This is a genomic window from candidate division WOR-3 bacterium (genome assembly GCA_016867815.1).
Taxonomy (GTDB): domain Bacteria; phylum Hydrothermota; class Tepidihabitantia; order Tepidihabitantales; family Tepidihabitantaceae; genus UBA2258.
Genome location: VGIR01000002.1, coordinates 61,045 through 85,332, shown reverse-complemented (window position 1 = coordinate 85,332; position 24,288 = coordinate 61,045). Strand labels below are relative to the sequence as shown.

The following is a 24,288-nucleotide window of genomic DNA, read 5'->3' as shown; positions in this document are numbered from 1 at the left end:
GGCCCGATCCTACCTACGCAGCCGGCAACGCCAGCCAGAAGTGGTCAGGAGTTACTTTGCGGAAGAGCACGTCCGATATGCGGCAACATGACCTCAAGCTGTCAAACATTTAGTGCTCTCCGTAGTATCTTGCTCTTGCTCGGCACACCCGTAGCCGGGGCAGCATTCGCATCAGCCATTCAGGCCTCCTCTTGGGCGGAAAACGTGCTTCACGGATTGACTCAATTATTCTCACACTGTCAGACAAGTCAAGCCGCACTTGCCCGGACCCTGCCGGGCGCCCCTCCGTCCGGAATCGAATCTTCCTCTTGCCTGACCGCCCGGGGTTCGTTATACTGGCAATCCGCAGAGGCCGCTATTGCCAATTCATCAGTCATTCTCGGCTAACGTTCAACGTATTCTCGGCATGGTGCATTATGCATAATGCCTGACTGGAGACGAACTTGAAGATCTTCATCGACTCTGCTGACATCAAGGAAATCCGCGAAGTCGCCGGTTGGGGCATCCTCGACGGCGTCACTACCAATCCATCCCTCGTCTGCAAGACCGGACGGCCATTCCGCGAGTGCGTGCAGGACATCTTGAGCGCGGTCGACGGCCCGGTTTCGGTCGAAGCCGTGTCGACCGACGCGGCCGGGATGATCAAGGAAGGCGAGGACTGGGCGAAGCTCGACCAGTCCAAGGTGACCATCAAGATACCGATGACAATCGAGGGGCTGAAAGCGGTGCGCGGTCTGTCCGAACGTGACATCAAGACCAATGTCACGCTCGTCTTCTCGACGAACCAGGCCCTGCTCGCCTCTCGCGCCGGGGCGACGTTCGTATCGCCGTTCGTCGGCCGGCTCGATGACATCTCGCATGACGGGATGGCCCTGATCGAGGACATCGTCGGGATGATTGACGACTACGGGTTCGACACCGAGGTGATTTCGGCCAGCATCCGCCACCCCCTGCATGTCATCGACTCAATCCGTGTCGGCTGCCACATCGCGACTATCCCCTACGACATCCTTGTGAAGATGGCCAAACACCCGCTCACGGATGCCGGCATCAAGAAGTTCTACGACGACTACCAGAAAATACCCAAGCTCTAGAGAAACGGAGGAACGATGCCAATAGTTGACTCCAAAGCCGGCACCCACGGCAAGACCGCAGGCATGGGCGAGCTGGTACAGTCCGCCAACATGATGCGCGGGTATGACCTGGTTGCCCTCTGCGCGGCCGGGTCCGGACACGCCGGCGGCACGCTCTCGATCATGGATATCACCGCGGCGCTCTACCTGGCCGTGGCGCGGCACGACCCGAAGAATCCCGACTGGCCGGACCGGGACCGGGTTGTCTGGTCCGCCGGGCACAAGGCTCCATCGCTCTACCTAGGCCTGGGCATATCCGGTTACTTCCCGATTGAGGACGTGGTCCTGCTGCGGAAGCTCTACTCTCCATTCCAGGGTCACCCCCACTGGCTCAAGCTGCCGGGCGTCGAGGTTTCCTCCGGCTCGCTCGGCCAAGGACTGTCAGTTGCCAATGGTATTGCCCGGGCCGGACGGATGGACAAGAAGAACTACCGGGTGTACTGCATAACCGGCGACGGCGAGCACCAGGAAGGGCAAGTGTGGGAAGCCGTGATGGAAGCCGCCGCGTGGGGCCTCGACAACCTCTGCTGCATCATTGACCGGAACCGACTCCAGATTGACGGGTTGGTCAAAGATGTGATGAATATCGAGCCGATCACCGACAAGTACCGCGCTTTCGGGTGGAACGTCATCGAGATCGACGGCCACAACATGCAGCAGATCCTCAAAGCATTTGAGAAGGCCGCCCTGACAAAGGGCCAGCCGACGGTCATCGTCGCCAACACGACCAAGGGCAAGGGTGTCGAATTCATGGAAAACCAGGCCGGCTGGCACGGCAAGGCACCCAACAAACAGCAACTGGTGGAGGCCCTGAAGCAACTCAGCCTCGATTTCCGCATCGACTACGACAAGCTGCTCAAGAAGGCCGCTGACTATCAGAATGACGTCACGGCCCGACTGATGGCCAAGGTGCCCAAGTTCGGCAAGGACTACTTCTGGAACCGGCAGGCGACGATGAAGGTCGAAATGAAGTCGACCCGAGTCGGCTTCGGTGACGCCCTGGCCGAGGCAGGCGCCGACAAGCGCACTGTGGCAATCGGCGCGGACATATCCGGTTCGATTGCCATCTCCAGGTTCTTCGAGTGTGACGCGGAGCGCTGTGACCGTTGGATTTCGGTCGGCATAGCCGAGCAGTCCGGGACTGCGTTCGCGGGCGGCCTCGCCAGAGAAGGGAAACTGCCTGTATTCGGCACGTACGGCGTGTTCGCTGCCGGCCGCAACCTCGACCAGATACGCACCACCATCTGCTACGGTAACTTCGACGTCCTGATTGTCGGCGCGCACGGCGGAGTCTCGGTCGGACCGGATGGTGCGACCCACCAGGCACTCGAGGACCTGTTCCAGATTTGCGGACTGCCCAACATGCAGGTAGGGGTTCCGTGCGACGCGCTGGAGACCAGGCGGGCGACAGAACAGATGCTGCTGCACCTCAAAGGGCCGAAGTATCTTCGCTTCGCCCGCGAGGCCACACCGGTCATCACCCGTACCGATACTCCCTACGTTTGGGGCGTTCCCAATGTCTATCGCTACCGGGGCGAGAAGCCGAACTTCATCGACGCATTCGAGGTCAAACTCGCCACCGATTACGCGAGCGAGAACGAGAACCTGACCATCGTCGCCTGCGGTCCGATGGTGCCCGAGGCGCTGCGCGCAGCCTGGATTCTCAAGGAGGACTTCGGCCTCGAGACCCGCGTTATCAACATGCACACACTCAAGCCTTTCAATCCCCCGGCGCTCGTGCAGGCCGCACTCGAAACCGGTATCGTCGTGACCGCCGAGGAGCACCAGGTCGGCGGCCTCGCCAACTGGGTGTCGCACGCACTGCATGTGGCTCCCGAGCTCTACGGCCACCCGGTCGCATTCGGCGCCATCGGCGTCAAGGATCGATTCGGCGAATCGGGCCAGCCCTGGGAACTGATGTGGGAGTTCGAGGTCTCCGGAGAGCATGTCGCGGCCAAAGCCAAGGAACTGCACGACTTTGTGCACGCCCCCAAAGCCAAACCCAAGGCCGCGCCAAAACCGGTGGCAAAGAAGCCCGCCCCACCGAAGAAGCCTGTGGCGAAGAAAGCCAAGCCCGCGGCCGAGTAGCAGGAGAACAAGATGAGACTCGCTGACCGAATGAGCCGGCTCGGAACGGAGACCGCTTTCGACTGCCTCTGTCGCGCCAAGGCCCTCGAATGCAAGATGGACGTGGTACACCTCGAAATCGGCGAGCCTGATTTCGACACGCCCAAGCACATCCGCGAAGCGGCAAAGAAGGCCATTGACGAAGGCTACACCCACTACGGCCCGTCAGCCGGTCTGCCGGAACTCCGCGCCGCGGTCGCCAAATACGCAGGCGCTCTCCGCGGCGTACACATCAATCCGGACCAGGTGGTCATCACCCCGGGCGGCAAGCCGGTCATGGCCTTTGCCATCATGGCCCTGGTGGAAGAAGACGACGAGGTCATCTATCCCAATCCCGGTTTTCCCATCTACGAATCGCTCATTGGCTACATGGGCGGCACGCCCGTGCCCATCCGTCTGCACGAAGAACATGACTTCCGACTAGATGCCGAAGAACTGGCAACGAAGGTGAACCCGCGCACCAAGCTCATTGTCATCAACTCCCCCCAGAACCCGACCGGCGGCGTGCTGACGCGGGAAGACCTGCGCCTCATCGCTGACACTGCGCTGAAGCACAATGTCTGGATACTGGCCGACGAAATCTACGCCGAGATCCTGTATGAGGGGAGGTTCGAGTCCATCAGCCAGTTCCCCGAAATCCACGAGCGGCTGATAATCCTCGATGGCTTCTCCAAAACCTTCGCGATGACGGGCTGGCGCGTCGGCTACGGGATCATGCCGGTGCAGATGGCCGAGAAGCTGGCGCGCATCCAGACCAACATGAACTCCTGCACCTCAACCTTCAGCCAGCGCGCCTGCATCGAGGCCCTGACTGGCCCGCGCACGGAGATCGACCAGATGCTCGGCGAGTTCAAGAAGAGGCGAGATTTCATCGTCAAGGGTCTGTCCGAGATACCCGGATTCCGCTGCAAGCTTCCGCAAGGCGCGTTCTACGCGTTCCCGAACGTCGAGGGCACCGGTATCGACTGCGAAGTCCTTGCCCGCCGGATTCTTGACGAGAAGGGCGTGGCTTGCCTGGCCGGCACCTGCTTCGGCAAGTACGGCGATGGTTTCCTGCGCTTCAGCTATGCCAATTCCGTCGAGAACATAGCCAAGGCGCTCCCGAGAATCAGAGAACTGGTCGAGAAGAAGTAGCAGCCAATGCCAGGCCGCGCCGAACCCGGCGCGCAGTCCGACGCCCGCGCGGGGCTCGTGCGGCTCGGGCATCTCTGCTTCGACGACTTGCTGCTCTTGAAACCAGAGACTCTGGACGCTGGACATTGGACTAGTGACCTGATCGCTGACTGGGCGCTGGCCACCAACAACGCGCCAACGGTACAACTCCATTTCCGTCGTTCCGCCAATCTGCAATCTGCAATCCGCAATCTGCAATCTCCCGCCGCTTTGGCTGACATCCGTGCTGCCCAGTCGCGCCTCGTCCACGCCTTCGCGTATGACCTCCTCCGTGCCAAGGCTCCCCCCTTGTACGACGCGCTGCCCTGGCACGACTGGGATTTCTGGATTGTCGCCAGGCGGTTCAAGCTCTGGCAGACCCGATTCCTGCTGGCCGGAGACGGTACGACAGTCACGATGTGTCGCTGCCGCAAGTCCGCCGGTGCCTACGTCTTTGAACCGGACGAGACCATCGGCCGGTACACCGAAGCCAAGGCCGCGCTTGAGAAAGTTCGCCGCTTCCGCCTGGTCAGCCCCAAGCCGCAAGCCACAAGCCCCAGGCCTCTGGAGATCCCCCTACCCGACAGCTCGGTTGACCTCGCAATCGTCGGCTCATCACCGCACTTGCAGGCCGCAAACTGCGAGCCGGTCACCCGGGAGCTGACCCGCGTCGCCATCAACGTACTTCTCGTCGAGAACAACCCCCTGTGCCAACCACTGGACGAAGGGCCACTGACCGCTGCCGGCTTCATACCGGACTCGGTCGAGGTGCGCGGATTCGGCGCGCGACGGTGCTGGTGGGAGCGACGGTGATGACTGATGCCATCGAGTAGAGAGAAACGGCCGATCGATGTCGGGCAGGTGTTCAAGAGACTAGACCTGCGCGACCTGTCGCTGCTGCCGCTGCTCGTTTCGAACGCACTGGCAATATGGTGGGCTGCCCACGAGCATCTCAGCCTGCAGACAGTGATGATGATTTACTGGGCCCAAAGCGTCACCATCGGGATGGTCAATGTGCTGCGCATCCTCGCCCTCCGCGACTATTCGACCGAGGACTTCCGGATGGGCGGGCCGTTGTCACCGTCTGCCGGTACGAAGATGAAGGTCGCCGGCTTCTTTGCGTTCCACTACGGGTTCTTCCATGTCGTCTACCTTGCATTCATCCTTGGCGCGATGACCCGGGGACGGGTAGACGTGGACGTGCCGTTTGTCCTGTACGGTGCGGCGCTGTTTGCCGGAACCGACCTTGCGGCACTTGCGCTGCACTGGAACGCCGAAACCCGGGGCCGCAACATCGGCAAGGTGATGTTCGCTCCCTACGCTCGCATCGTACCGATGCACCTCGCCATCATCTTCGGCGGCTTCGTCGGCTATCATCCGGGTCTGACGCTGGGCATCTTTCAGGGCCTCAAGACCGCTGCCGACGTTATCGCCCACCTCATCGTTCACCGTCGCCGGGACCACAACCGGCCGGACGAAGCAGATCCCGCCTGACGCCGATTCAGCGTGTGTACGTGTGGACGCTGGAAACTGCCGACGGCAGGACGTTGACGAGAAACCAGGTGACGAGAATACCGGCCGCGGCGAGCGCGATGAGGACGAGCATCCTCTTCGGCGACGTCCGTCCACGCGCGGCCGAGTGCAGGATGAGCAGGTAGGCCGCCCAGGAGATGAACGCCCACGCCTCCTTGGGGTCCCACGTCCAGTAGTCGCCCCACGCAACCTGCGCCCAGACCGCGCCCAGCGCCATTCCGATCGTGAGCAAGGGAACCCCGACCCGCACGAGCAGCAGCGGCGCCCGGACAGCAGTGACTGCCACCGGTTCACGCCGGCGCGTCGCACTTCCCAGTTCCCACAACGCCAGCGCGGCGGCAAGCCCCATCACAGCATAGCCGGCCATGTAGACGATCACGTGCGGGATCAACCACGGGCTCTGAAGCGCGGGCATCATGGTCCGATCGAACGCGTCCGGCCGCGCAAGGCCGAGCACGACGAACACGAGCCCCATCAGCAGCGTCGGAACGCGTGCCGCGGCCAGGCGCAGCCGCTGCTCGACTGCGAGGCCGATGATCGGCACGAAGAACGCGTACCAGAGACGGGTCTCGCCGAGGGTCCGCATCGGCGGCCGACCCAGCTTGACCCACGCAACCACAATGTGTACCCCGAGTGCGACCACACCCACCACCGCCAGCGCCCGCGACCATCGGCCTGCCGTGCCGGACAGCGGAGTGCCAGAACGCCGCCACTCGACGACGACGAACAGGAGCGCGCCAGCCCAGGCCGCGGCGGTCAGACCGAGTATCGCCGCGATGCCCGCGCTCACGCTTCGCGCTCCCGGCCGGCAGCAAGCGCCATCCAGGCCACGCCGAGCAGCAGCAGTGAGATCCCGGCGTAGATGAACGGCAGGGCTCGGTCGCGCACGACCTCGATGACGCTCAGGCGCGAAGCCGCGCCCGCTTCGGAGTCGTAGCCCGACTGCATCAGTGTCCAGCCGTGCCGGCGCACCGGCCGGTTGACCGCGACGGCTACCGTCTCGGCGCGGCCGCCGTAGTCGAGTTCCAGCGCCGATTCGAACCACTTCGGCTTGCCCGGGTTCAAGAAGAGCACCGTGCCGGTCGCCAGCCGCAGGAAGATGTCCGGACCGAAAGGAGTCGCGTTGTGGAGCCAGCCGTCGGCGACCGGGATGCCGGCATCATCCGACACCGTGACGCGCGCCGCCGGCCCTGCGCCGGAAGAATCGCACTGAATCGCCTGCCCATCGACGACGCTTGCCCGTGCGATGAACTCCTCAACGCGGATGGAGTATCGGTCAATCCTCACAATCCGGCCTGACACCAACCGCGTGCTACCGGGCTGCACAGTCCAGTCTTGGGCCACGGTGTCTCGGCGGGCGATCGTCAGCGTCGGTTCGTAGGCCTCCATCCGGAAGTCGAGCAAGCGGACGGCAAACGGCAGAGCAATGGCGTTTCCCGCTCTGCCACGCAGCACCGCTGCAGACTCTCCAGCCTCAACCAGCCGAAGCGCTCCGCGCTCCACTTGCGGTCGGCCACCAACCATGGCCGCGAACACGATGAGAAGCCCGGTATGGACCAGCAGGAACCGACGGTTGTCGCGGCCGGGTACGACCAGCCGGCGTCCGATGCAGGCGGAGAGGTTGGCAAGTAGGAATGCGGATGCGACGGCCATGGGCATCCCGACCAGACTGGCGCGCCAACCGAACACCGCGGCCGGAAGCGACAGCAGCGCGACGGCCGACAGCGCGGCCATCCCGAAATGCCGGCCGCCGACTCCCCGAACCAGAGCCCGGCTCCGCAGAATCAGTCCGGCTGCCACCCACGCACCGCACCAGACCCCGACTGCCGGCCAGCTCTGCGCTGCCGGCAACTCGAATGCGCTGCGCGGGAAGAGCAACTGGACCGCGACTGCAGCAATCCCGCACGCGACGACCATCGCGAGTGCGTGCGGCCAGCCCCACTGCCGAGACCAGAAAGGGCCGGCCGCCGGAGTCTGTCCGGCGGCCGGCGATTCAGTGTTCGCGCCCGGCATCAACGCCCGGCGAGCAGTCGCGGTGGGTTGTTGTCGGCAAAGAGCTTCGAAACGGCCTGCGCCTTCTCCTTCGTCGAGAAATCAGGATAGGCTACGGCACCGCTGTAGCCGCGGCGTGCGAGCACGCGGGCGCACTCGACTCGAGCCTCCTGTGCCATGTCCGCGGCCGCGCCCAGAATCCGCATGCATTCCTGCGGCGCGTGGAATCCCATGCCGTTCGATGCGGCAACGTAATCCCATCGCATCTGCGCTGCGCGTACCGCCTTGCGGGCAGCAGCCACGTCATCGTCGGTCGCGCCCGCCTGCAGGCAGGCCGCGATGTCAAAGTGGGCGCGGGCGATGTCGGACTCGGCCCGACCGCGCAGTTCGCGAATGCGTCCCTGGATCGCTTCCACCCGGGCAACCAGCTCTGCCTCGCTCCAGCGGTGACAGACGACACAGGAGTTCGATATGTTGAGCAGCGGGCTCTGGATGTAGTGGTCGGTGAACTTCTCGCCGCCCTCAGTCCGATAGGGCATGTGGCAGTCGGCGCAGGCAACATTACGGAACGCGTGAATGCCTGAGAGGTAGACCTCGTAGTCCGGGTGCTGCATCTTCAGCATCGGCGTCTTCGACACCGCGTGCTGCCAGTCGGAGAACTTCTCGGCTTCGTAGTACTGCTCGACGCTGTCAACCGCCGTGCCCCGGTCCCACGGAAACGTTGCGTACTTCCCCTCCCCCTTGAAGTAGTACTCGACATGGCACTGGGCGCAGATGAGCGAGCGCATCTCCTGGTGGGACAGACGCGCGACGTCGATGCCGCGGCGTGCGAGCGCCTCGATCAACGCCGGCCGCGATATCCTGAGCGCCATCGTCTTCGGGTCGTGGCAGTCCAGGCAACCTATGGCGAACCGGATCGAGTCCTTGAGCGCGGCGAAGGGCATCTTGTAGAAGGCCGCCGGCCCCATTTGCTTCATCAGGCGGGACACGTCCGCGCTCTTACAGGTCCAGCAAGTGCCCGGGCTCTTCTCGTTGATACGGCCGGTGGCCAGCACGTCGGTCACGGTATTGGCATGGCCGCGTGCCTGCTTGAAGTCCTTGCTGAACGGATAGCCGGCGAAAAGCACGACGTTCGCCGGGGTCTCGACCAGATAGTCGCGAGGGTCGGCCCCACCGAACTCGGTGCGCGTGTCGGACTGCTTCGTCATCTGGAAGCGCCCGTACTCCCGCGGGTAGTTGCGTCCCCAGACTGCCGGGTCCGGTTCCATATCCGCCACCGGCACGACGAGCCGCGTGACTCGCGCCTCCTGTCGCCGCTCCATAACTGACGCGGCCATCACGCCGACCGCAAACACTCCGACAACCACGGCCAGGAAAACCACCCAGCCTACCCACGCCCGGGCAGGCGCGGCGCTCCGACCAGCTTGCGTTGAATCCATATGAGCTACCTCCTCGCTGTTCTCGCTCTCTCAGGGCCTCGGCGGCCGGCCTCCGAGCCGCGGATGTCCGCCGCGCAGGAGATCGGGCAGGCGCGGCGCCAGTTCGCCGGGTGTTGCCGACAGGCTTCGCGTCCGGCCGTGCGGGGTCTCGCGGTGGCAGTCCCAGCACCGGTTGTCGCCCGGCCGGTACCCGCGCAACGTCATCTGCTCGATAACCGACCAGTGGCACCGGCGGCAGTTGGCCTCGATCACCGGCACAGCCAGTGCACCGGTTCGGACAACCTGCGGCTCTCGCCGAAGCGCAAAGATCGTCGAGTGCTTCATGCCGTCGATGGCCTTGAATCCGTAATGGCGCACGATGTTGTTCTGGGGAACGTGGCAGTCGTTGCAGTGAGCGACTTCGCGGTGGCTGGAGTGCATCCAGGTCAGATACTGCGGCTCCATTATGTGGCAGTTAACGCAGGTCTCCGGGTCGTCACCCAGATACGAGGTCATCCGCGCCGCGTGCGCCGTCACCAAGCCCAGCCCGACCAGCACTCCTGCGGCGACCAGCACCGGCATCCGCCAATTGCCGGGCAGAAACGAAAGGGCCCAGATACGCAACAGCAGTCCCACGACCGAGAGTGTAGTTGGAGTCCGAGCGGCAGTCAACTGCAGAATTGCGGCCTGCCAGACCTTCGGCGCTTGACGCCGGGTTGCCTCACCCCATAATCTGTCCGTGCGTTCGTTCGACCCGGACAAGTACGAGCCCGACCCGGACTTCGAGGGACGGCCGGACACGATATCCGCCTTCCGGGAGCAGTTGCGGCGCGACTACGAAGGCATGCCGCTTGACAAGGTCATGCCGGGCGACGTTGTCGAGAACGACTACGGCGCCTGCTACCGCCTGACCGCCACAACGCGGGGCGCCTTGCGCCGGGGAGACGCGGGGAGAACCCGTCAGGACCTGCTCGGCTCGGTCAGCCTTGTCCGCGGCATCCGTGACAAGACCCGGGTCCGGCTGGAGGAACAAGGATTCAAGACGCTCGCCGACCTCGAGAACCACCCGCGGTTCTGCGGCGAGTCCAAACGCATCCGCGAACTGCTGGAGGCCGGTAGCAGCGAAGAACTTGCCGAGGTCGTCGGCGCGCGCTTGTCACGGTCGCATCCGTCAGTTCTGGGCCTCTCCGCCCTGCACAAAGACACTGACTTCCTCTTTCTCGACCTCGAAACGATGGGACTCTTTACGGGACAGCCACTGGTGGTTGCCGGTCTCGCCCGTCTCGCCGCCGACAACACCGTCATCGTGGAGCAATACGTGGTCCGTGACTTCCCCGACGAACTCGCGTTGCTGTTTGAGGTGAACCGACAGGTAGGCGAGCACAAGGCAATGGTCACGTACAACGGTAAGGCATTCGACCTGCCGTTCCTCACGGGCCGTTCCGCCTACTACGGGGTCAAGCTCAGTCCGCCCGGACTGCACTTCGACCTGCTCCATTTCTGCCGCCGGGCCTGGCGCGGCGAGTTGGAGGGATGCTCACTCCGTTCAATCGAGCAGAGCATCCTCGGCATCAGCCGCGAGACCGACCTGCCCGGCGAGCTCGTCCCCGAGTTCTACTACGAATACCTGCGCACCGGCAACGCCGGGTTCCTGAAGCCCATCGTTGACCACAACCGTCAGGACGTCATCAGCCTTGTGAACGTATTCTCATCCCTGGTCGAGCACTGGAATAGCCGCGCCGACCTATAATGCGGAAATCGGGCTCTCTGCATTCTGGATTCTGGTCTCTGAATTCTGGATTATCCGGGTCCCTGCTCAGTGCCTGACATCCTCTCCGCCCTCGACGACCTGCGCCGCGAACGCTGGTACTCCGGACAGATATCCGGCATCGAACCGCTGCCTTCCCGGACCGCCACCTATGCCGAACCCGACCCGCCCTTGCCCAAACCGCTGGCCGACCTGGTCGGGAAGCTGGGAATACCGAAGCTCTACAAGCATCAGGTGGAGCTACTCGGGCACGCCCGCGCGGGAAGAAACGTCATAATCACAACTGCGACCGCGTCCGGCAAGACACTGGCCTTCAACCTCCCCGTCTTCGAGACGATGCTGGACTCACGTTCCGCGACCGCGCTGTATCTCTACCCGATGAAGGCGGTCACGCAGGACCAGCTCAAGGTGATTCGCGGTTTCGAGCGCGGTCTTGGGTTGGACCTGCGTCCTGCCGTCTACGACGGCGATACTCCCGCGGACAAGCGGTCCCGCATCCGCCAACGTTCCCGCATCGTCCTCTCGAACCCGTATGAACTCCACCAGATTCTCCCCTATCACTACCAGTGGCAGTCCTTCTATCGCAATCTGCGCTACTGCATAATCGACGAAGCGCACACCTACCGCGGCGTGTTCGGCTCAAACGTCGCGCAGCTCCTTCGCAGGTTCCGTCGCATCTGCGCGTACCACGGCTCCGACCCGCAGTTCTTTCTCGCCTCGGCCTCGATCGCGAATCCGCTGGAGCTGGCCGAGAAGCTGACCGGCAAGGAGTTCGCGCTGGTCGGTGACGACGGAGCCCCGCGCGGCAGAAACTGGCTCGTGTTCTGGAACCCGCTGGCGAACGGCGAGACGTCGATCCACGCGCAGACCCAGCAACTCGTTGCCCACTTCGCCAAATCCGGCTTCCAGACCGTCTGCTTCGTCCAGTCTCGCCGGCTCGCGGAGCTCATCTCCCGATGGGTGAAGGAACACACCCCTGAGCTCGCCGTGTCGCCCTACCGCGCAGGCTACGTACCCGAAGACCGGCGCGCAATCGAGGCGGGACTCGCCTCGGGCGCTCTGCGCGGAGTAGTCTCCACCAACGCGCTCGAACTCGGCATCGACATCGGCAGCCTCGACTGCATTGTCATTGCCGGCTTCCCCGGCTCGTTTGCGTCGTTCTGGCAGCAGGCCGGTCGCGCCGGACGCAAACTGCAGGACTCGGTCGTCGTGTTCGTGGGCTACGCGGATGCGCTCAACCAGTACCTGCTGCGCAACCCGGGCCTGGTCCTTGAACGCGGGTTCGAAGCCGCAGTCGTGGACCTCGAAAACCCCTACATCATCAGCGGCCACCTTGCCTGCGCGGCATCCGAGCTCCCCTTGCGCAAGGACGAGGTGAACGAACGGCAGCTACCCGCCGTCAAGGCGCTTGAGGAACAACTGGTACTACGCCGGACGCCGGTCGGCTGGATATACGCCGGCCGGGCCCGGCCGCAGGAGGAAGTCACGCTCGATGCCATCGAGGAAAGCGCCATCGAGATCGTTGCCGACGGCCGCGTCATTGAGACAATGGACCGCACGCGGGCCTTCCGCGAAGCCTATCCGGGCGCCGTGCTTCTCCACCAGGGCGAGACCTACCTGGTGAAGACCCTCGACCTCGAACAGCAGCGCGCCGAGGTCGAGCGCAAGGACGTGGACTTCCACACTGAGGTCATCACCCGTGAAGAGATGCGCCTCCTGGAGACACAGCAACAGCGCATCCTTGGTCCAGGCATCACCCTGAGCCTGGGCCGGATTGAGGTCACCGCTACCTACACCGGCTACCGCATCAAGAAGTACGACCAGTTGCTCGCGACTCACCCGCTCAGCCTGCCCCCGGTCAAGTTCCCGACCGTCGGCATCTGGCTCGTCTTCTCGGGAGAAACCGCTATCAGACTGCAGGAACAGCACAGTGACTTCACCGGCGGACTGCATGCCGCCGAGCACGCGCTGATCGCCCTCGCACCGCTCGTCGCCATGTGTGACCCGCGTGACATTGGCGGCGGAAGCTATCGGATGTTCCCCGACACGCGGCTGCCGACGATTCTCATCTACGACGGCTACGAGCACGGCATCGGCATCTCCGAGAAGCTATACTCGGAGTTTGACCGCCTGAGCCGCGTGACTCGCGACCTCGTGATGCAGTGCGCCTGCGACACTGGCTGCCCGGCCTGTGTCCTCTCCCCTCGGTGCGGCGACGCCAACGAGCCCATAGGCAAACAGACCGCAGTCGCGATTCTCTCAAGTCTCCAGCAGGCCTGACGAAACTCGGGACTATCACGCGCGGAAGCGCCCGTTTTCGCGGTCACGTCCCGCGCTAGCGGTCAGACTTAGTCTTCGGAGTTCCCGGGCAGGGGCAGAGAGCGAATTCTGATTCTCTTCTGCTCGAATGCGACCACGCTCCCGCCTTCGAGCGCGTCGGTGATTCCGGGCAGATTCTTCAGCAGAAGTGCGACTTGACGTTCCGGCCGTCGCTCCGTGCCACGCCTGAACAGAATGACCGAGGGCCTCTTTGAAGCACGCCGCGCCAGTATCTGACCGAAATCGGTGTCAGCGGACACGATAACACGCCCCTCACGGGCTGCGCAGTCGAAGACAGTCTCGTCATCCGCGTGCTGGATAGCCCTATCCCGTACGTGCGCTGCATCGTGTCCTGCCCGGCTCAGCGCAGCGGCCACTACGGGCGAGAGAGCGTTGTCGACCAGGAACTTCAATCGGCGACCAGGAGTGGCAGTTCGCGCTCGCGTACTGCCTCCGCCGCGTAGCGCATCGCCTCACGGACGTCGGCCGATTCAAGGTCCGGGTAGGCCTTGAGCATCTCGGCCTCGGTCATGCCGTCCGCGAACATTCCCACAATGGTTGAAACAGGTATGCGGAGACCTCGAATGCAGGGCACTCCACCCATCTGATGCGTATCGATGGTGATGCGTGTGAACTTCATGGTGTCACCTCTTATTCTCTTCGCTCATACTATGCCACACTTCTTCGCAGATGTCAACCTGTGGACCGGGCCGGACGGGCATTTGATCACCAGGCAGGGAGACCAGCTCTGACTTCTGCAGTCTAGCCTCCAGCTTCTGACTTCGCCCGACTTCTCTTCTGCGCCGGCTGCCCTATAATTGCCCGTGGCACGACGTAAGACGCCTGACGCTGGACGCAACACGCCGGACACCGGCATCGGCGTAGTGGCTGGCGTAATGCGTGGTGCTTCAAGCATAGAGCCTTCTTCGCCCCTCGCTGACCGCATGCGGCCGCAGACGCTCGACGAGATAGTCGGCCAGGACCACCTGCTCGCCAAAGACAAGCCGCTCCGGAGGATGATCGAGAAGGGTGAACTGCACTCGATGCTCCTCTGGGGTCCACCCGGCTCAGGCAAGACTACGCTGGCGCTGGCTGTAGCGCGCTACACCAAAGCCCACTTCGTCCAGTTGTCGGCAGTCACTTCCTCAGTCGGAGAGGTACGCGAGGTGGTGAAGCGGGCCGGGTTCGAACGTTCGATGCACGGCCGCCGCACGATCCTCTTCGTGGATGAGATTCATCGTTTCAACAAGGCCCAGCAGGATGCCTTCCTCCCCCACGTCGAATCGGGCCGCATCATCCTCATTGGCGCGACCACCGAGAACCCGTCTTTCGAGGTCATCGCGCCGCTGCTCTCGCGCTGCCGGGTGTATGTGCTCAACCAGCTCAGCCCCGACGATGTCAAGACCGTGATGCGCCGCGCCCTGGCCGCTGAGCAGGGCCTGGCGTCGCTCAAGCCCGAAGTCGCCGATGACGTTCTCGATTACCTCGTCGTGGTATCGCAAGGCGATGCCCGCGCCGCTCTCACCGCCATCGAGCTGTGTGTAGCCTCGGCCGAACCGGACAGACGCGCAGTGCGGGCCGTGACGCTTGAGCTGGCTCAGGACGTGGTCCAGCGCAAGTTCCTGCTCTACGACAAGGCCGGCGAGGAACACTTCAATCTCATCTCCGCCCTGCACAAGTCACTGCGCGACTCCGACCCGGACGGCGCGCTCTACTGGATGGCGCGAATGCTTGAGGCCGGCGAAGACCCGCTCTACATAGCCCGCCGCCTCGTCCGCTTCGCGTCAGAGGACGTCGGCCTCGCCCAGCCCAACGCCCTGCTCATCGCCAACGCGGCCAAGGACGCGGTCCACTTCATCGGCATGCCCGAAGGCAACACCGCTCTGGCGCAGGCGGTCGTGTACCTCGCCCTCGCCCCGAAGTCCAACGCGCTGTATGTCGCGTACGGCGAAGCCAAGGACGACGCGCTCAAGAGCGCGACCGAGCCGGTGCCGTTCCACCTCCGCAACGCTCCCACCGGCCTGATGAAAGGCCTCGGCTACGGCAAAGGCTACAAGTACGCGCACGACTTCAAGGATGCCAAAGTCGAACAGGAGCATCTACCGCCCTCGCTCAAGGGCCGCAAGTACTACCGTCCGACCGACCGCGGCTTCGAGGCCGAACTCAAGAAGCGCACCCGCCCCAAGTCCGACTAGCCTGCCCGCGTCCTGCCGCTGTCAGAGCCCCATTGACATCTGCGGAGCTGGAAGTATGATCGGTAGGACAATACGTATGGCAGAATAGGAGTAAATATGGCCAGACGACAGAAGGTCACAGTGACCATTGCCTCGGACCGGCTGGAGCAACTGGATGAGATCGCCGTCGCCCGCGACACCAACCGCAGCGCCCTGATTGAGGAGGCGCTGGAGGTATGGGAGAAGGAGCAACTGAACCAGGAGCTTGCCGTCGGGTACAAGGCCATGGCGGAAGAAGACCGCCGAACCGCGGAGGAACGCCTCAGGAGCGGTAGTGAAAACCTCGACTGAGCCTCGTCAGCCCTCGCGCGGTGACATCTGGCTGGTCAACTTCAATCCCGGCCGTGGCAGCGAGCAGCAAGGCATCCGTCCGGCCCTGGTTGTGCAGAACGATGTCGGCAACCAGTTTGCGGCGACCACCATCGTCGCCGCAATTACCACCACCGTCAAGCCCTATCCGGTGACCGTCGTGGTCCACGGCGGCACCTGCGGTCTCCCCCGCGAATCAATGGTCAACCTTGCCCAGATTCTCACGGTGGACAAGCAGCGGATGATTCGTAGACTCGGCCGGCTCACTCCTGAACTGCAGGTCGCGGCAAACCGCGCCCTGCGCATCAGCCTCGCCCTGGACTAGCCTCCCGCGCCCGTCCGAACCAACCATACACGAATGAACGATCAGCGACGCCTGACCGTGGCTTCGAGGCCGAACTCAAGAAGCGCAGCCGGCCGAAGTCAGACTAGCCTGTTCGCTGACCGGTTGCTGCCTTCGAGCATCGCCGGCGAGATTCTGCCTGCGACCTCGCGCCGAACCCGCAGTTGCGTCTCGCGAAGCGTGCGGCGAAGCACGGATCGAAGCACCGAAAGACCCATCACTCACTGCGTACTGAACTGCATCGGCCAGTGCGTCATCAACCGCATCTCGAACTGAATCGCGCACTGCATAAGTCATTGCACGCGGCAATGCACGAGTCAAAGCTCGCGAAAGTGCTCGCGGAAATGCACGCGTCATTGCTTGCGTCATTGCTCGGTTCATTTCTCGGGCCAAAGCACCGGTGATTCCATGAGTCAATCCATCCGGAACTGCATCGGAGACTGCAACTCACCAGGCAGCCTCCGGGTCATCCCCCCCACGGCAGAATTGTGGTCTGGAACGGCCCCACCACTACATATGGATGGTTGCCTGCGCACGATTCCCGTCTGCGACAGAAGATGTGCTTCAGCCCGGGCGCCAGCCCTGTCCTCTGACTCGCGCTACTTCTTGAGAGCTGCCTTTGAGAAGATGTAGTCGGGTATCGGGACGTTGAAGCGGACCGAGTCGAGTTTGAACTCGGTGCCGCTCCCGGACTTGAGCGCGTCTTTGAACGCCACTTCGTCTGCGACCCAGCGGCCGTGCTGAAGTGAGACGCTCTTCACCTCGGTAGTCTTGAGCAGCTTGCCGCTCTTGGCATACCGGTCCTCGCGCAACGGCACAAACCGCTCCTGGTCCACCCAGACTCGACGCTTGTAGTAGCTGACATCCGGCTTCTTCGCAACAAGCTCCAGCACCCAACACTGCCGGCCGAGCATGGTGTCTTCCTCAACCACACTGGCGGTGTAGACGTTCGTCAGTTTGTGGTCTTCCATCATGTCCTCGTAAGACAGATCCGAGCCCATAACCGACTGGCGGAGCATGTGGCCGGATATCTTGATGACGCGGTCGGTCGAAGGCGTGTAGGTCCAGAGCTCGTCCCCGAGCTTTAGCATCTTGGTGCCCTTTTCGCGTTCGGGATAGAGAAACTCGGTGAAGGACCGGTCCGCGCCGCGAATCCAGGACTTGGCTTTGACCGTGCGGGAGTTGCGGGCGAGTTTGATGACCATCTCTGATACGACCACGCGGGTGTCCGAGTATTCGTTCTCGTCCACCTTGTTCAGTATCCACTCGCCGGAGGGCGGCTCCGCTGCCAAGCACAAGCTCAAGCACAAGCCGAGGACGGAAGTCCGAATGCCGAGGTTCGAATGACGAATGAAACTCGAAGCACGAACGACACGACCAAAGTACGTATTCACGCTCTCTCCTCTACGAAATCACTGGGACAGTCCCCGGCCGCGAGGACGCGGCCGCAATCCGGTACAGTCCCGTGATTTCGCAAGCCCCAAGCTGCAAGCAGGGCAATGACCATTTTGACCTTTGCACTTTGACTCTTGCAGTTTGAATTAGTCCGCTTCACAGTTCAAGCTCCTTTATCAGTGTTGACGTCTGCCGACGGAATATGGTAGCGCCGGATATCATCGCGCCGATCACGGTCGCGCCGAGGCCGGGTATCAGCCCGATGTAGTAGCAGGTCGGGGTGACGTGCGGCCGCAGCACCTGCGAAACCATCACGCTCGCGCCTTTGAGCATCGCGCCGAAGTTGAGTCCGGTCGCCTGCAGCCAGTAGGCGACGCCAAGCCCAATCGCGGTTCCGAGCGCGGTGCCGATGACGCCAACCATCACCGACTCCAGTATCAGCGTCCGGTACAGGTGGACCTTGCGCTCGCCGATCGCGAGCCTGACTCCGAACTCGCCGTACCGGCGCAGCGAACCCATCAGCCCGGCATTCCAGAGCACGAGCGACATCGCGAACATGAAGACCGCGATGACGATGCCCAGCGAGAACCGGTGCAGGGCCAGCACCTGGCCCAGGCCGCCCTGGTCAGGCAGCGCCGTCATCACCGGTGCGTACGGATCAACAGAAGGTGCTCCAGGGGTCGAGTGGTCAAGTGACCCAGTGCCGGACTGGCCCGAGGAAGGGCTTGGGACACCATCCGAAACTCCAGCAGAGTTCCGGTCATGTCCCGCGCCGGTCACGTCGCCACGCTGGTTGAACTCGCGGCTCGTCTGCCGGGCGGCGCGGTCGTCGTACTCGCCGTTGCGCGAGAATCCGACAATCTCGCCGGCAGCGTCGGTCATGTCCAAAGCAGCCTGGATGTCGGCCACGTCGGCGATGATCGCGCCCTTGTCGAGCGCCGTGATGCCGAACCGGACCGTGCCGGCAATGGTGAAGTTCGCAGTTGCCATGCTCCCGAACATGGTCGAGCCGAAGAGCGTTGCCCGGTCCCCGGCCGCGACTCCGAGCTTGCGGGCGAGGTCGTCGCTCACGATTATCTCGCCGGGCGCTTTCGGCATCCGGCCCTGAATCAGTGCCGGTTCGAGATTGAGGAGTCCGGGCTCCGGGCTTGAATCGGACAGGAGGTCAACTGCCATGCCGACAACCGGTCCTTGTGAGCGGGTCTCACCCAGCGAATCGGGGATGTCGAGCAACCCACCGAACTTGATGCGCGGGGTCCAGACGAACCGTGGAAACCGCTCGGCGAGCCCGGCCAGCATTTCGCTGACTCCGCCAATGGCAAGGTCGTTGGGCATCTCGTCGGCCTTTTCGGCATAGGCGCGGGTCGTCACCTTGACGTGGCCGGTCTGGAACGCGGCGCTGGCGCGGACGAACTCGTGGTTCTCGCCCTGGACCCAGGCACTCATAAACACGGTCAGCATCACACCGGCCGCGACCACGAGCACCGGGAACAGGCTGCGTGACCGGTCGCGCAGCAGCCCCTTGAAGAGGAAGCCTACCATGAGAAAAACCCTAATGACCAATTCCCAATTCCTAACGAAGTCCCAATGCCCCGACCGGCTGGTGGTTGGGCATTAGGAATCGGCAATTCGCAATTCGTCCTCATGTCCATCTCCCCCTCAGGGCATCGGTCGGCTTGAGCTTGGCGATCCGTCGCGTCGGCAGGAAGCTGACAATGGTGGTCACAATCAAGACGAGCACAGTAGTGCCGAGCACGAGGCCGGGCGTGTAGGTCGAGTAGAGCCGCTCGCCGATGGCGAACCCCATGCTGTCCATCATCTTGGGCATGCCGATGCCGGTTCGGGCCGTGTAGGCGAGGAACGGAATCCCGTACACCGCTCCGACCAGCGCGGCCAGCACCCCGTGGAGCCCGCCTTCGAGCGTGAAGAGCTCGATTACCCGGCCCCGGGTCATACCAAGGGCCATCAGCGTACCCATCTCCTTGCGGCGCCGGAAGAGCGAGAGTATCTGGGTGTCGAAGATGGCAAGCATGGCCAGGAACAAGAGTATCAGGTAGAAGATCGAGGTGCCGCCGGACTTCGCCTTCACCATCGCCCGCAGGTCGCTCAGGAGGTCGTTCGGCGTATGGAACGTCCAGCCCGCGGGCGCGACAGCCGGCCTGGCTCCGCGCCGGAGGGTCACGAGCGTCGCCTGTCCCGCCATGTCGGTCATCGCCCGGAGCCGATCCAGCGGCAGCCAAACCTGGCCGATGTCGACGCTCTGGACAGTGGTAGAGATGACCTTGACGACTCGCGCCTCGCGCGCGTCGAACGTGCCGTGCGCATCACGCCACTGCACGGTGATGATGTCGTCCTGTCTCAGGCCGGCGGACTTCGCCATGCGACTGCCGATGAGGAGCGGCAGTTCCTCGGCGCCGCTGTCCTGAACAAGGAACGCGGACGGCAGGTTGACGATATCCTGCCGCGGGTCGATGCCGCGCAGCATGACCGGCCGCATGCTACCGCCGCTGTAGATTGAGCCCTGAACCACTAGCACCGGCATCGCGTTGCCGGCCCGCACCAGCTCCGCGATTGCGGGCGGCAGCTCACCGTGCGCGTCGCTGAGCGTGAACGGGTCGTACGGGTCGTATTTCTCGTGCCAGTACTGACCGCCCGCGTATTCAGTGGCGATCATCGCGTCCTGCACCTGCCGGTTCATCCCTTCAAGGAACCCCTGCATCCAGACGATGACGACGAAGCTCAGCGACAGCACGAGGACGTTGAGCCAGGTCCTGATACCGGCGCCGATCAGGTTGCGCCAGGCCAGTCTGAGAACGGTCATGGCTTGCTCCTGTCCGGCTCGGGCTGCAGCCGCTCGTCGGCAGCTATCTTGCCGTCAACCAGCACAATCTTCCGGCGCAGATGCTCGATTACCTTCTGGTCATGGGTCGAGAAGACGAAGGTCGTGCCGAGGTCGAGGTTCAGCTTCTCCATCGTATGGAGGATGTTGTGCGAGTTCTCGGCGTCGAGGTTGGCGGTCGGCTCGTCGGCGAGCACAACCTCGGGCTTCTTCACCATTGCCCGGGCAATCGCCACCCGCTGCCCTTCCCCGCCGGAGAGCTGCGCCGGCTTGGACCTGGCCCTATCTGCCAACCCGACCCACTCCAGCGCCTCCATCACCGCCTTGCGCCGGTCGGCTCCCGCCATGCCAAGCAGCAGCAGGGGAAACTCAACGTTCTCGAACGCGGTGTAGACCGGCAGCAGGTTGAAGGTCTGGAATATGAAGCCGATGTGGCGGTTTCGCAGCTCGGCCGCCTGCGCGTGGCTCAGACATTCAACCTGGCTGCCAAGCACAGTGGCGCTGCCGGCGGTCGGCGCATCGAGCGAGCCGATGATGTTCAGCAACGTGGTCTTGCCCGACCCGGAAGGGCCGACCAGTCCGGCGAACTCGCCCCTCTCGAAGGCCAGACTCACGCCTTTCAGCGCAACCAGCTCGTTCCTGCCCATCGGGTACTTCTTCACCAGCTTGTCCGTAGCTATCACCACGCCGTTGTTCACCATTTGTCACTCCTCAGTGGTTGAAGACCACCGTCAATTGAATCCCCTTGCCCGCGGCGCCTCCGCCGGGCGCTCCGAGGGAAACCGGCGTATCCGGATTCCAGAACGCCCCGACGCTGAATACCCAGTTGTCCAGCGTCCGCTGCCAGCCAAGGTAGCTGTAGGGATCATGGTTCGTCCAGTCGTAGTAGACCATTCCCCGCAGGTTGTCGAGCAGCCCGAGCGGTAAACCGAGCATCAGGGCCGAGAGTTGGACGTCGGTTCCCCTGCCAAACGGCTCACTCGCGCTGCCGACCAGCATGTGCTCGGCCATGACACCCAGTCCGCTGCCGATGCCGAAAGTGTAGTCCGCGCCCACGACAGCCGCGCGCGTCCACATCGGCGGGAGTTCCTTGTAGTCCAGTCTCCGCGTCTCGCGGGATAGTGCTCCCTCAACCCAAAGGCCAATCCCAATATCCACCTTCGTATCGACGGCAAACCTGTCTTCGTCCTGCTCGTCCAGCGCCTCCGGTATCTTCACCACGTGGTGGTAGTCTACTATCCGATGATGGTAGGTTGCGGCTGCTTCGCCCCGAGGAAACGGGACCTGTACTCGCCCGCCGAGTTCCGGCTTCCAGCGCACCGCGCCAAGCTGCTCCCAGCCTTTGGCTGCGCTGTTGCCCAGCAAGCCCCACGCCCAGACGTTGATGTTGTTCTGAAAGTAGTAGCGCCCAAGCAGGCCGTACACGCCGTCGGTCAGTTCCAGCGGGTCGCGCGGGTCAACCCGGTCGAACCACATCAGCGGCCTGAGCAGTGTCGCCGAGCCGAAGTTGATCTTCTGCAGACCGGCGCGAGCTTCGAACTGCGAAGACGACAGCCGCACGAATCCGCGGTACGGCTTGAGTCGTGCGGCAAGCGAACAAGCTCGGCTGCGGACGTCGGCGGCAAGGAGGGCATTGACCGACGCCTCGGCATCAAAGGCGAACTGCTCGCCTATGGGCGTGGAGAACCGAGCCTCGGGCAGATACCGTAGTCCCGCCAAGACGCGATATGAACTGTCGCGACTCGCGCCCAGCCAGCCTGATGCCCGGCCGTTGAAGTCCAACGTCGCGGCCCAGGCGCCGGCAGCCGTGACAACAAGCAGCAATCGAGCGCCGCATCCGGTTGCGTGACGTGTCATCACCGCTCTCTTCATCTGGGCTTGGCCCTGCCCCTCGGCTTCGAACCTCGGGAACTGCGCTTGCTCTTCCTTTCGCGGCTCATCCTGGTCATGCCAGTCACGCCGTACAGGAAGAGTTCAGCAAGGTGTTCGGCGTAGTGTTCGAAGAACGCGTCGTCGAGACTGGGCAGCGGCCCGAGCCGGTCCCTTGCCCCGCTCTGCTCCAGCGCAAAGATGCCCTCGAAGAAAGCCTTGACGCTCATCGGCAGCGAACGGCGTACCACGCCCATCTGCACCGGGTCGCTGGTGTCAAGCCCGAGCTTTCCGAAGAAGCCGGCCAGCCTGGCACCGATTTCCTCGGCCCACTTCACCCTCAGCGCAATCGTGTTGGCATCATCCACCGGCGGGAAGGAGTCGAATGCCACCAGCCCCAGTTCCGTGTTCTCTCGGAAGAACCGAACGATGCCTCTAACCATCCTGCGCACGTGTTCCTCGGCCGGAGTCGAATCATCCCCCGCCTCGGCCAGCATCCTGCCATAGCGGGAGTATGTCTCATCGATGATAGCCAAGAGCAGCCCGGCCTTGCCGCCGTAGTAGTAGGAGACGCTGGATATGTTCACCCCGGCGGTCTTGGCGATCTCGCGCACACCGACCGCCGCGTAACCCTCTCGCGCAAAAAGAGATACGGCAGCGTCGAACAGCCTCTGCTTGGCCTCGGCATGTTCAGTCTTCATATCAGCACCTTTCGAATAGGACGTTGGCAATCATACGTTTGTTTCAAACAATCGTTTGTATTATAGAAAGGCCGAGCCCGCTGTCAACGGGCGCGCCAGCGGCTGCGGCGGTGTGGGGCTACCTCTCCCCTACTTGAGCGAGTCCCTGACCGTCAAGACGTGGAAGCTGGACCAATCCGAGACCAGGTCCCCCACGTCCCTGGCCCTGGCCCGAATCGAGAAATCGCCGGCGGCAGTCCACGAATGGCTGAGGCTGACGATCGTGCTTTCCGCGACCGGGGCGCTCCAGGCCGACGTATCGCCATTCCCCCAATCGAACTGGAGCATGATGCTGTCGCCGTTGGCATCGCCACCCGCGGTCCGGAACTCGTACGCCGAATCAACGTACCCGGTGTCGGGGCCGATGGGCACGAGCGGAATGCCCGGCGGCCGGCTTACGGAGTCGCCGACAACAACCATGACGTGCACATTGGACCAGTCGGAAACCAACCCCTTCTCGTCCTTGGCCCGAGCGACAAGCGAGTACTCGCCGGGCAGAAACCAGCCGTGCGACATCGTCACGGTAGTATTCTCCGGGACCAGGCTGCTCCAGCCCGACGTGTCGCCGTCACCCCAGTCGAACTGCAGTCGTATGCGGTCGCCGTTCGGGTCACCTGCGAGCGTCGAGAACTCGTAGGTCGAATCTATGAAGCCCGTGTCAGGGCCGGCCGGCGCGGACGGCAGTCCGGGAGGTGCATTCACCGTGTCTGCGATAGTGACCGCATGCCAGTTTGACCAGGCCGAGAATGCGCCCTTCTCATCCCTGGCCTGTGCCGATATCCTGAACGTACCCGGCGCCGACCACGCATGCTCGAGCGTCAACGTGTCGCCCGACCAGAACGCCGCGCTCCAGTCCGACGTGTCGCCGTTGTTCCAGTCAATCCGCACCGAAACACGGTCAAAATCCGGATCACTCGCCGTCACCTGGAACGGACAGTTCACGCCGACCTTGCTGATCACGGTACCCCCGGGGGGCGGCGGCGTATCGGGGTTGATGTTGCTCGAACAGCTCGTCGCTGCCAGGCACGCTACCACGGCAATAGCTGACGACAGAATCCTGATTCTATTGTTCACCATGTTCAGATGTTAAGCTTCCCTTCCCGCTTGTCAAATGCGC

Annotated in this window: 23 protein-coding genes; 10 read left to right on the top strand and 13 right to left on the bottom strand. The window is 63.2% G+C overall.

The window, feature by feature from the left end; genetic code table 11:
• The first annotated feature begins 443 nt into the window (after positions 1-443).
• The 5 genes from fsa to FJY68_00930 are packed head-to-tail and all read left to right on the top strand — an operon-like array spanning position 444 to position 5,906.
• Positions 444-1,094, top strand: coding sequence for a fructose-6-phosphate aldolase (gene fsa / locus FJY68_00950; protein MBM3330399.1), 651 nt, complete (start codon positions 444-446; stop codon positions 1,092-1,094).
• A 15-nt stretch (positions 1,095-1,109) separates the two neighbouring features.
• On the top strand, positions 1,110-3,221 hold the full coding sequence (locus tag FJY68_00945) for a transketolase (protein ID MBM3330398.1): 2,112 nt from the start codon (positions 1,110-1,112) through the stop codon (positions 3,219-3,221).
• Positions 3,222-3,233: 12 nt separating this feature from the next.
• Complete coding sequence (locus tag FJY68_00940) at positions 3,234-4,394, top strand: pyridoxal phosphate-dependent aminotransferase (GenBank protein MBM3330397.1); 1,161 nt, start codon at positions 3,234-3,236, stop codon at positions 4,392-4,394.
• Positions 4,395-4,400: 6 nt separating this feature from the next.
• The gene (locus FJY68_00935) at positions 4,401-5,225 is read left to right on the top strand and encodes a hypothetical protein (GenBank protein MBM3330396.1); all 825 of its coding nucleotides are present in this window, start codon (positions 4,401-4,403) and stop codon (positions 5,223-5,225) included.
• 6 nt (positions 5,226-5,231) lie between these two features.
• Complete coding sequence (locus FJY68_00930) at positions 5,232-5,906, top strand: hypothetical protein (protein MBM3330395.1); 675 nt, start codon at positions 5,232-5,234, stop codon at positions 5,904-5,906.
• A 7-nt stretch (positions 5,907-5,913) separates the two neighbouring features.
• On the opposite strand, the gene FJY68_00925 is transcribed toward FJY68_00930, so the two are convergent.
• Genes FJY68_00925 through nrfH form a run of 4 tightly spaced genes read right to left on the bottom strand, consistent with a single transcriptional unit; the run spans position 5,914 to position 9,991 of the window.
• Positions 5,914-6,735, bottom strand: coding sequence for a cytochrome C assembly protein (locus FJY68_00925; protein MBM3330394.1), 822 nt, complete (start codon positions 6,733-6,735; stop codon positions 5,914-5,916).
• The gene (locus FJY68_00920) at positions 6,732-7,958 is read right to left on the bottom strand and encodes a cytochrome c biogenesis protein ResB (GenBank protein MBM3330393.1); all 1,227 of its coding nucleotides are present in this window, start codon (positions 7,956-7,958) and stop codon (positions 6,732-6,734) included. The genes FJY68_00925 and FJY68_00920 overlap by 4 nt, the downstream gene beginning before the upstream one ends.
• Positions 7,958-9,376: an ammonia-forming cytochrome c nitrite reductase subunit c552 gene (locus tag FJY68_00915; GenBank protein MBM3330392.1), complete on the bottom strand. Its 1,419-nt coding sequence runs from the start codon at positions 9,374-9,376 to the stop codon at positions 7,958-7,960. The genes FJY68_00920 and FJY68_00915 overlap by 1 nt, the downstream gene beginning before the upstream one ends.
• A 30-nt stretch (positions 9,377-9,406) precedes the next feature.
• On the bottom strand, positions 9,407-9,991 hold the full coding sequence (nrfH, locus tag FJY68_00910; GenBank protein MBM3330391.1) for a cytochrome c nitrite reductase small subunit: 585 nt from the start codon (positions 9,989-9,991) through the stop codon (positions 9,407-9,409).
• Between the two features lie 103 nt (positions 9,992-10,094).
• Here nrfH and FJY68_00905 point away from each other — a divergent pair, with 103 nt between their 5' ends.
• Together FJY68_00905 and FJY68_00900 are read left to right on the top strand one after the other, a co-directional pair.
• Positions 10,095-11,105, top strand: coding sequence for an exonuclease (locus FJY68_00905; protein MBM3330390.1), 1,011 nt, complete (start codon positions 10,095-10,097; stop codon positions 11,103-11,105).
• A gap of 69 nt (positions 11,106-11,174) precedes the next feature.
• Positions 11,175-13,403 (top strand): DEAD/DEAH box helicase, encoded by a 2,229-nt coding sequence (locus tag FJY68_00900; protein MBM3330389.1) that lies wholly within the window; start codon positions 11,175-11,177, stop codon positions 13,401-13,403.
• A gap of 68 nt (positions 13,404-13,471) precedes the next feature.
• Here FJY68_00900 and FJY68_00895 read toward each other — a convergent pair whose 3' ends face one another.
• The gene (locus tag FJY68_00895; GenBank protein MBM3330388.1) at positions 13,472-13,855 is read right to left on the bottom strand and encodes a hypothetical protein; all 384 of its coding nucleotides are present in this window, start codon (positions 13,853-13,855) and stop codon (positions 13,472-13,474) included.
• Positions 13,852-14,082, bottom strand: coding sequence for a DUF433 domain-containing protein (locus FJY68_00890; protein ID MBM3330387.1), 231 nt, complete (start codon positions 14,080-14,082; stop codon positions 13,852-13,854). The genes FJY68_00895 and FJY68_00890 overlap by 4 nt, the downstream gene beginning before the upstream one ends.
• Positions 14,083-14,338: 256 nt before the next feature.
• Between FJY68_00890 and FJY68_00885 the strand changes: the two genes are divergently transcribed.
• The 3 genes from FJY68_00885 to FJY68_00875 all read left to right on the top strand — a co-directional run bounded on the left by FJY68_00885 (position 14,339) and on the right by FJY68_00875 (position 16,310).
• Positions 14,339-15,637, top strand: coding sequence for a replication-associated recombination protein A (locus FJY68_00885; protein MBM3330386.1), 1,299 nt, complete (start codon positions 14,339-14,341; stop codon positions 15,635-15,637).
• Between the two features lie 96 nt (positions 15,638-15,733).
• On the top strand, positions 15,734-15,967 hold the full coding sequence (locus FJY68_00880; GenBank protein ID MBM3330385.1) for a ribbon-helix-helix protein, CopG family: 234 nt from the start codon (positions 15,734-15,736) through the stop codon (positions 15,965-15,967).
• Positions 15,951-16,310, top strand: coding sequence for a type II toxin-antitoxin system PemK/MazF family toxin (locus tag FJY68_00875; GenBank protein ID MBM3330384.1), 360 nt, complete (start codon positions 15,951-15,953; stop codon positions 16,308-16,310). Before FJY68_00880 ends, FJY68_00875 begins: the two co-directional genes overlap by 17 nt.
• Positions 16,311-16,927: 617 nt before the next feature.
• On the opposite strand, the gene FJY68_00870 is transcribed toward FJY68_00875, so the two are convergent.
• From FJY68_00870 to FJY68_00840, 7 genes are all read right to left on the bottom strand, one after another.
• A complete protein-coding gene (locus FJY68_00870) occupies positions 16,928-17,533 on the bottom strand; it encodes an outer membrane lipoprotein-sorting protein (protein ID MBM3330383.1) in 606 nt (201 codons plus the stop codon).
• 346 nt (positions 17,534-17,879) lie between these two features.
• Positions 17,880-19,265, bottom strand: a complete 1,386-nt coding sequence (locus FJY68_00865; GenBank protein MBM3330382.1) for an ABC transporter permease — start codon at positions 19,263-19,265, stop codon at positions 17,880-17,882.
• Positions 19,266-19,365: 100 nt separating this feature from the next.
• Entirely contained in the window at positions 19,366-20,544 is a 1,179-nt protein-coding gene (locus FJY68_00860) for an ABC transporter permease (GenBank protein MBM3330381.1), read from the bottom strand.
• Positions 20,541-21,260 (bottom strand): ABC transporter ATP-binding protein, encoded by a 720-nt coding sequence (locus FJY68_00855; protein ID MBM3330380.1) that lies wholly within the window; start codon positions 21,258-21,260, stop codon positions 20,541-20,543. Before FJY68_00855 ends, FJY68_00860 begins: the two co-directional genes overlap by 4 nt.
• Before the next feature lie 13 nt (positions 21,261-21,273).
• Entirely contained in the window at positions 21,274-22,419 is a 1,146-nt protein-coding gene (locus FJY68_00850) for a hypothetical protein (protein ID MBM3330379.1), read from the bottom strand.
• 11 nt (positions 22,420-22,430) lie between these two features.
• On the bottom strand, positions 22,431-23,132 hold the full coding sequence (locus tag FJY68_00845; protein ID MBM3330378.1) for a TetR family transcriptional regulator: 702 nt from the start codon (positions 23,130-23,132) through the stop codon (positions 22,431-22,433).
• A gap of 129 nt (positions 23,133-23,261) precedes the next feature.
• Positions 23,262-24,248, bottom strand: a complete 987-nt coding sequence (locus FJY68_00840; GenBank protein MBM3330377.1) for a hypothetical protein — start codon at positions 24,246-24,248, stop codon at positions 23,262-23,264.
• Between the last annotated feature and the right edge of the window lie 40 nt (positions 24,249-24,288).

Coding starts and splice junctions, on each gene's coding strand:
- FJY68_00945 (MBM3330398.1), top strand. CDS start 1,110: ATGCCAATAGTTGACTCCAAAGCCGGCACCCACGGCAAGACCGCAGGC.
- FJY68_00940 (MBM3330397.1), top strand. CDS start 3,234: ATGAGACTCGCTGACCGAATGAGCCGGCTCGGAACGGAGACCGCTTTC.
- FJY68_00935 (MBM3330396.1), top strand. CDS start 4,401: ATGCCAGGCCGCGCCGAACCCGGCGCGCAGTCCGACGCCCGCGCGGGG.
- FJY68_00930 (MBM3330395.1), top strand. CDS start 5,232: ATGCCATCGAGTAGAGAGAAACGGCCGATCGATGTCGGGCAGGTGTTC.
- FJY68_00920 (MBM3330393.1), bottom strand. CDS start 7,958: ATGCCGGGCGCGAACACTGAATCGCCGGCCGCCGGACAGACTCCGGCG.
- FJY68_00915 (MBM3330392.1), bottom strand. CDS start 9,376: ATGGATTCAACGCAAGCTGGTCGGAGCGCCGCGCCTGCCCGGGCGTGG.
- FJY68_00890 (MBM3330387.1), bottom strand. CDS start 14,082: ATGAAGTTCACACGCATCACCATCGATACGCATCAGATGGGTGGAGTG.
- FJY68_00885 (MBM3330386.1), top strand. CDS start 14,339: ATGCGTGGTGCTTCAAGCATAGAGCCTTCTTCGCCCCTCGCTGACCGC.
- FJY68_00880 (MBM3330385.1), top strand. CDS start 15,734: ATGGCCAGACGACAGAAGGTCACAGTGACCATTGCCTCGGACCGGCTG.
- FJY68_00870 (MBM3330383.1), bottom strand. CDS start 17,533: ATGGTCATCAAACTCGCCCGCAACTCCCGCACGGTCAAAGCCAAGTCC.
- FJY68_00865 (MBM3330382.1), bottom strand. CDS start 19,265: ATGGTAGGCTTCCTCTTCAAGGGGCTGCTGCGCGACCGGTCACGCAGC.
- FJY68_00860 (MBM3330381.1), bottom strand. CDS start 20,544: ATGACCGTTCTCAGACTGGCCTGGCGCAACCTGATCGGCGCCGGTATC.
- FJY68_00850 (MBM3330379.1), bottom strand. CDS start 22,419: ATGACACGTCACGCAACCGGATGCGGCGCTCGATTGCTGCTTGTTGTC.
- FJY68_00845 (MBM3330378.1), bottom strand. CDS start 23,132: ATGAAGACTGAACATGCCGAGGCCAAGCAGAGGCTGTTCGACGCTGCC.
- FJY68_00840 (MBM3330377.1), bottom strand. CDS start 24,248: ATGGTGAACAATAGAATCAGGATTCTGTCGTCAGCTATTGCCGTGGTA.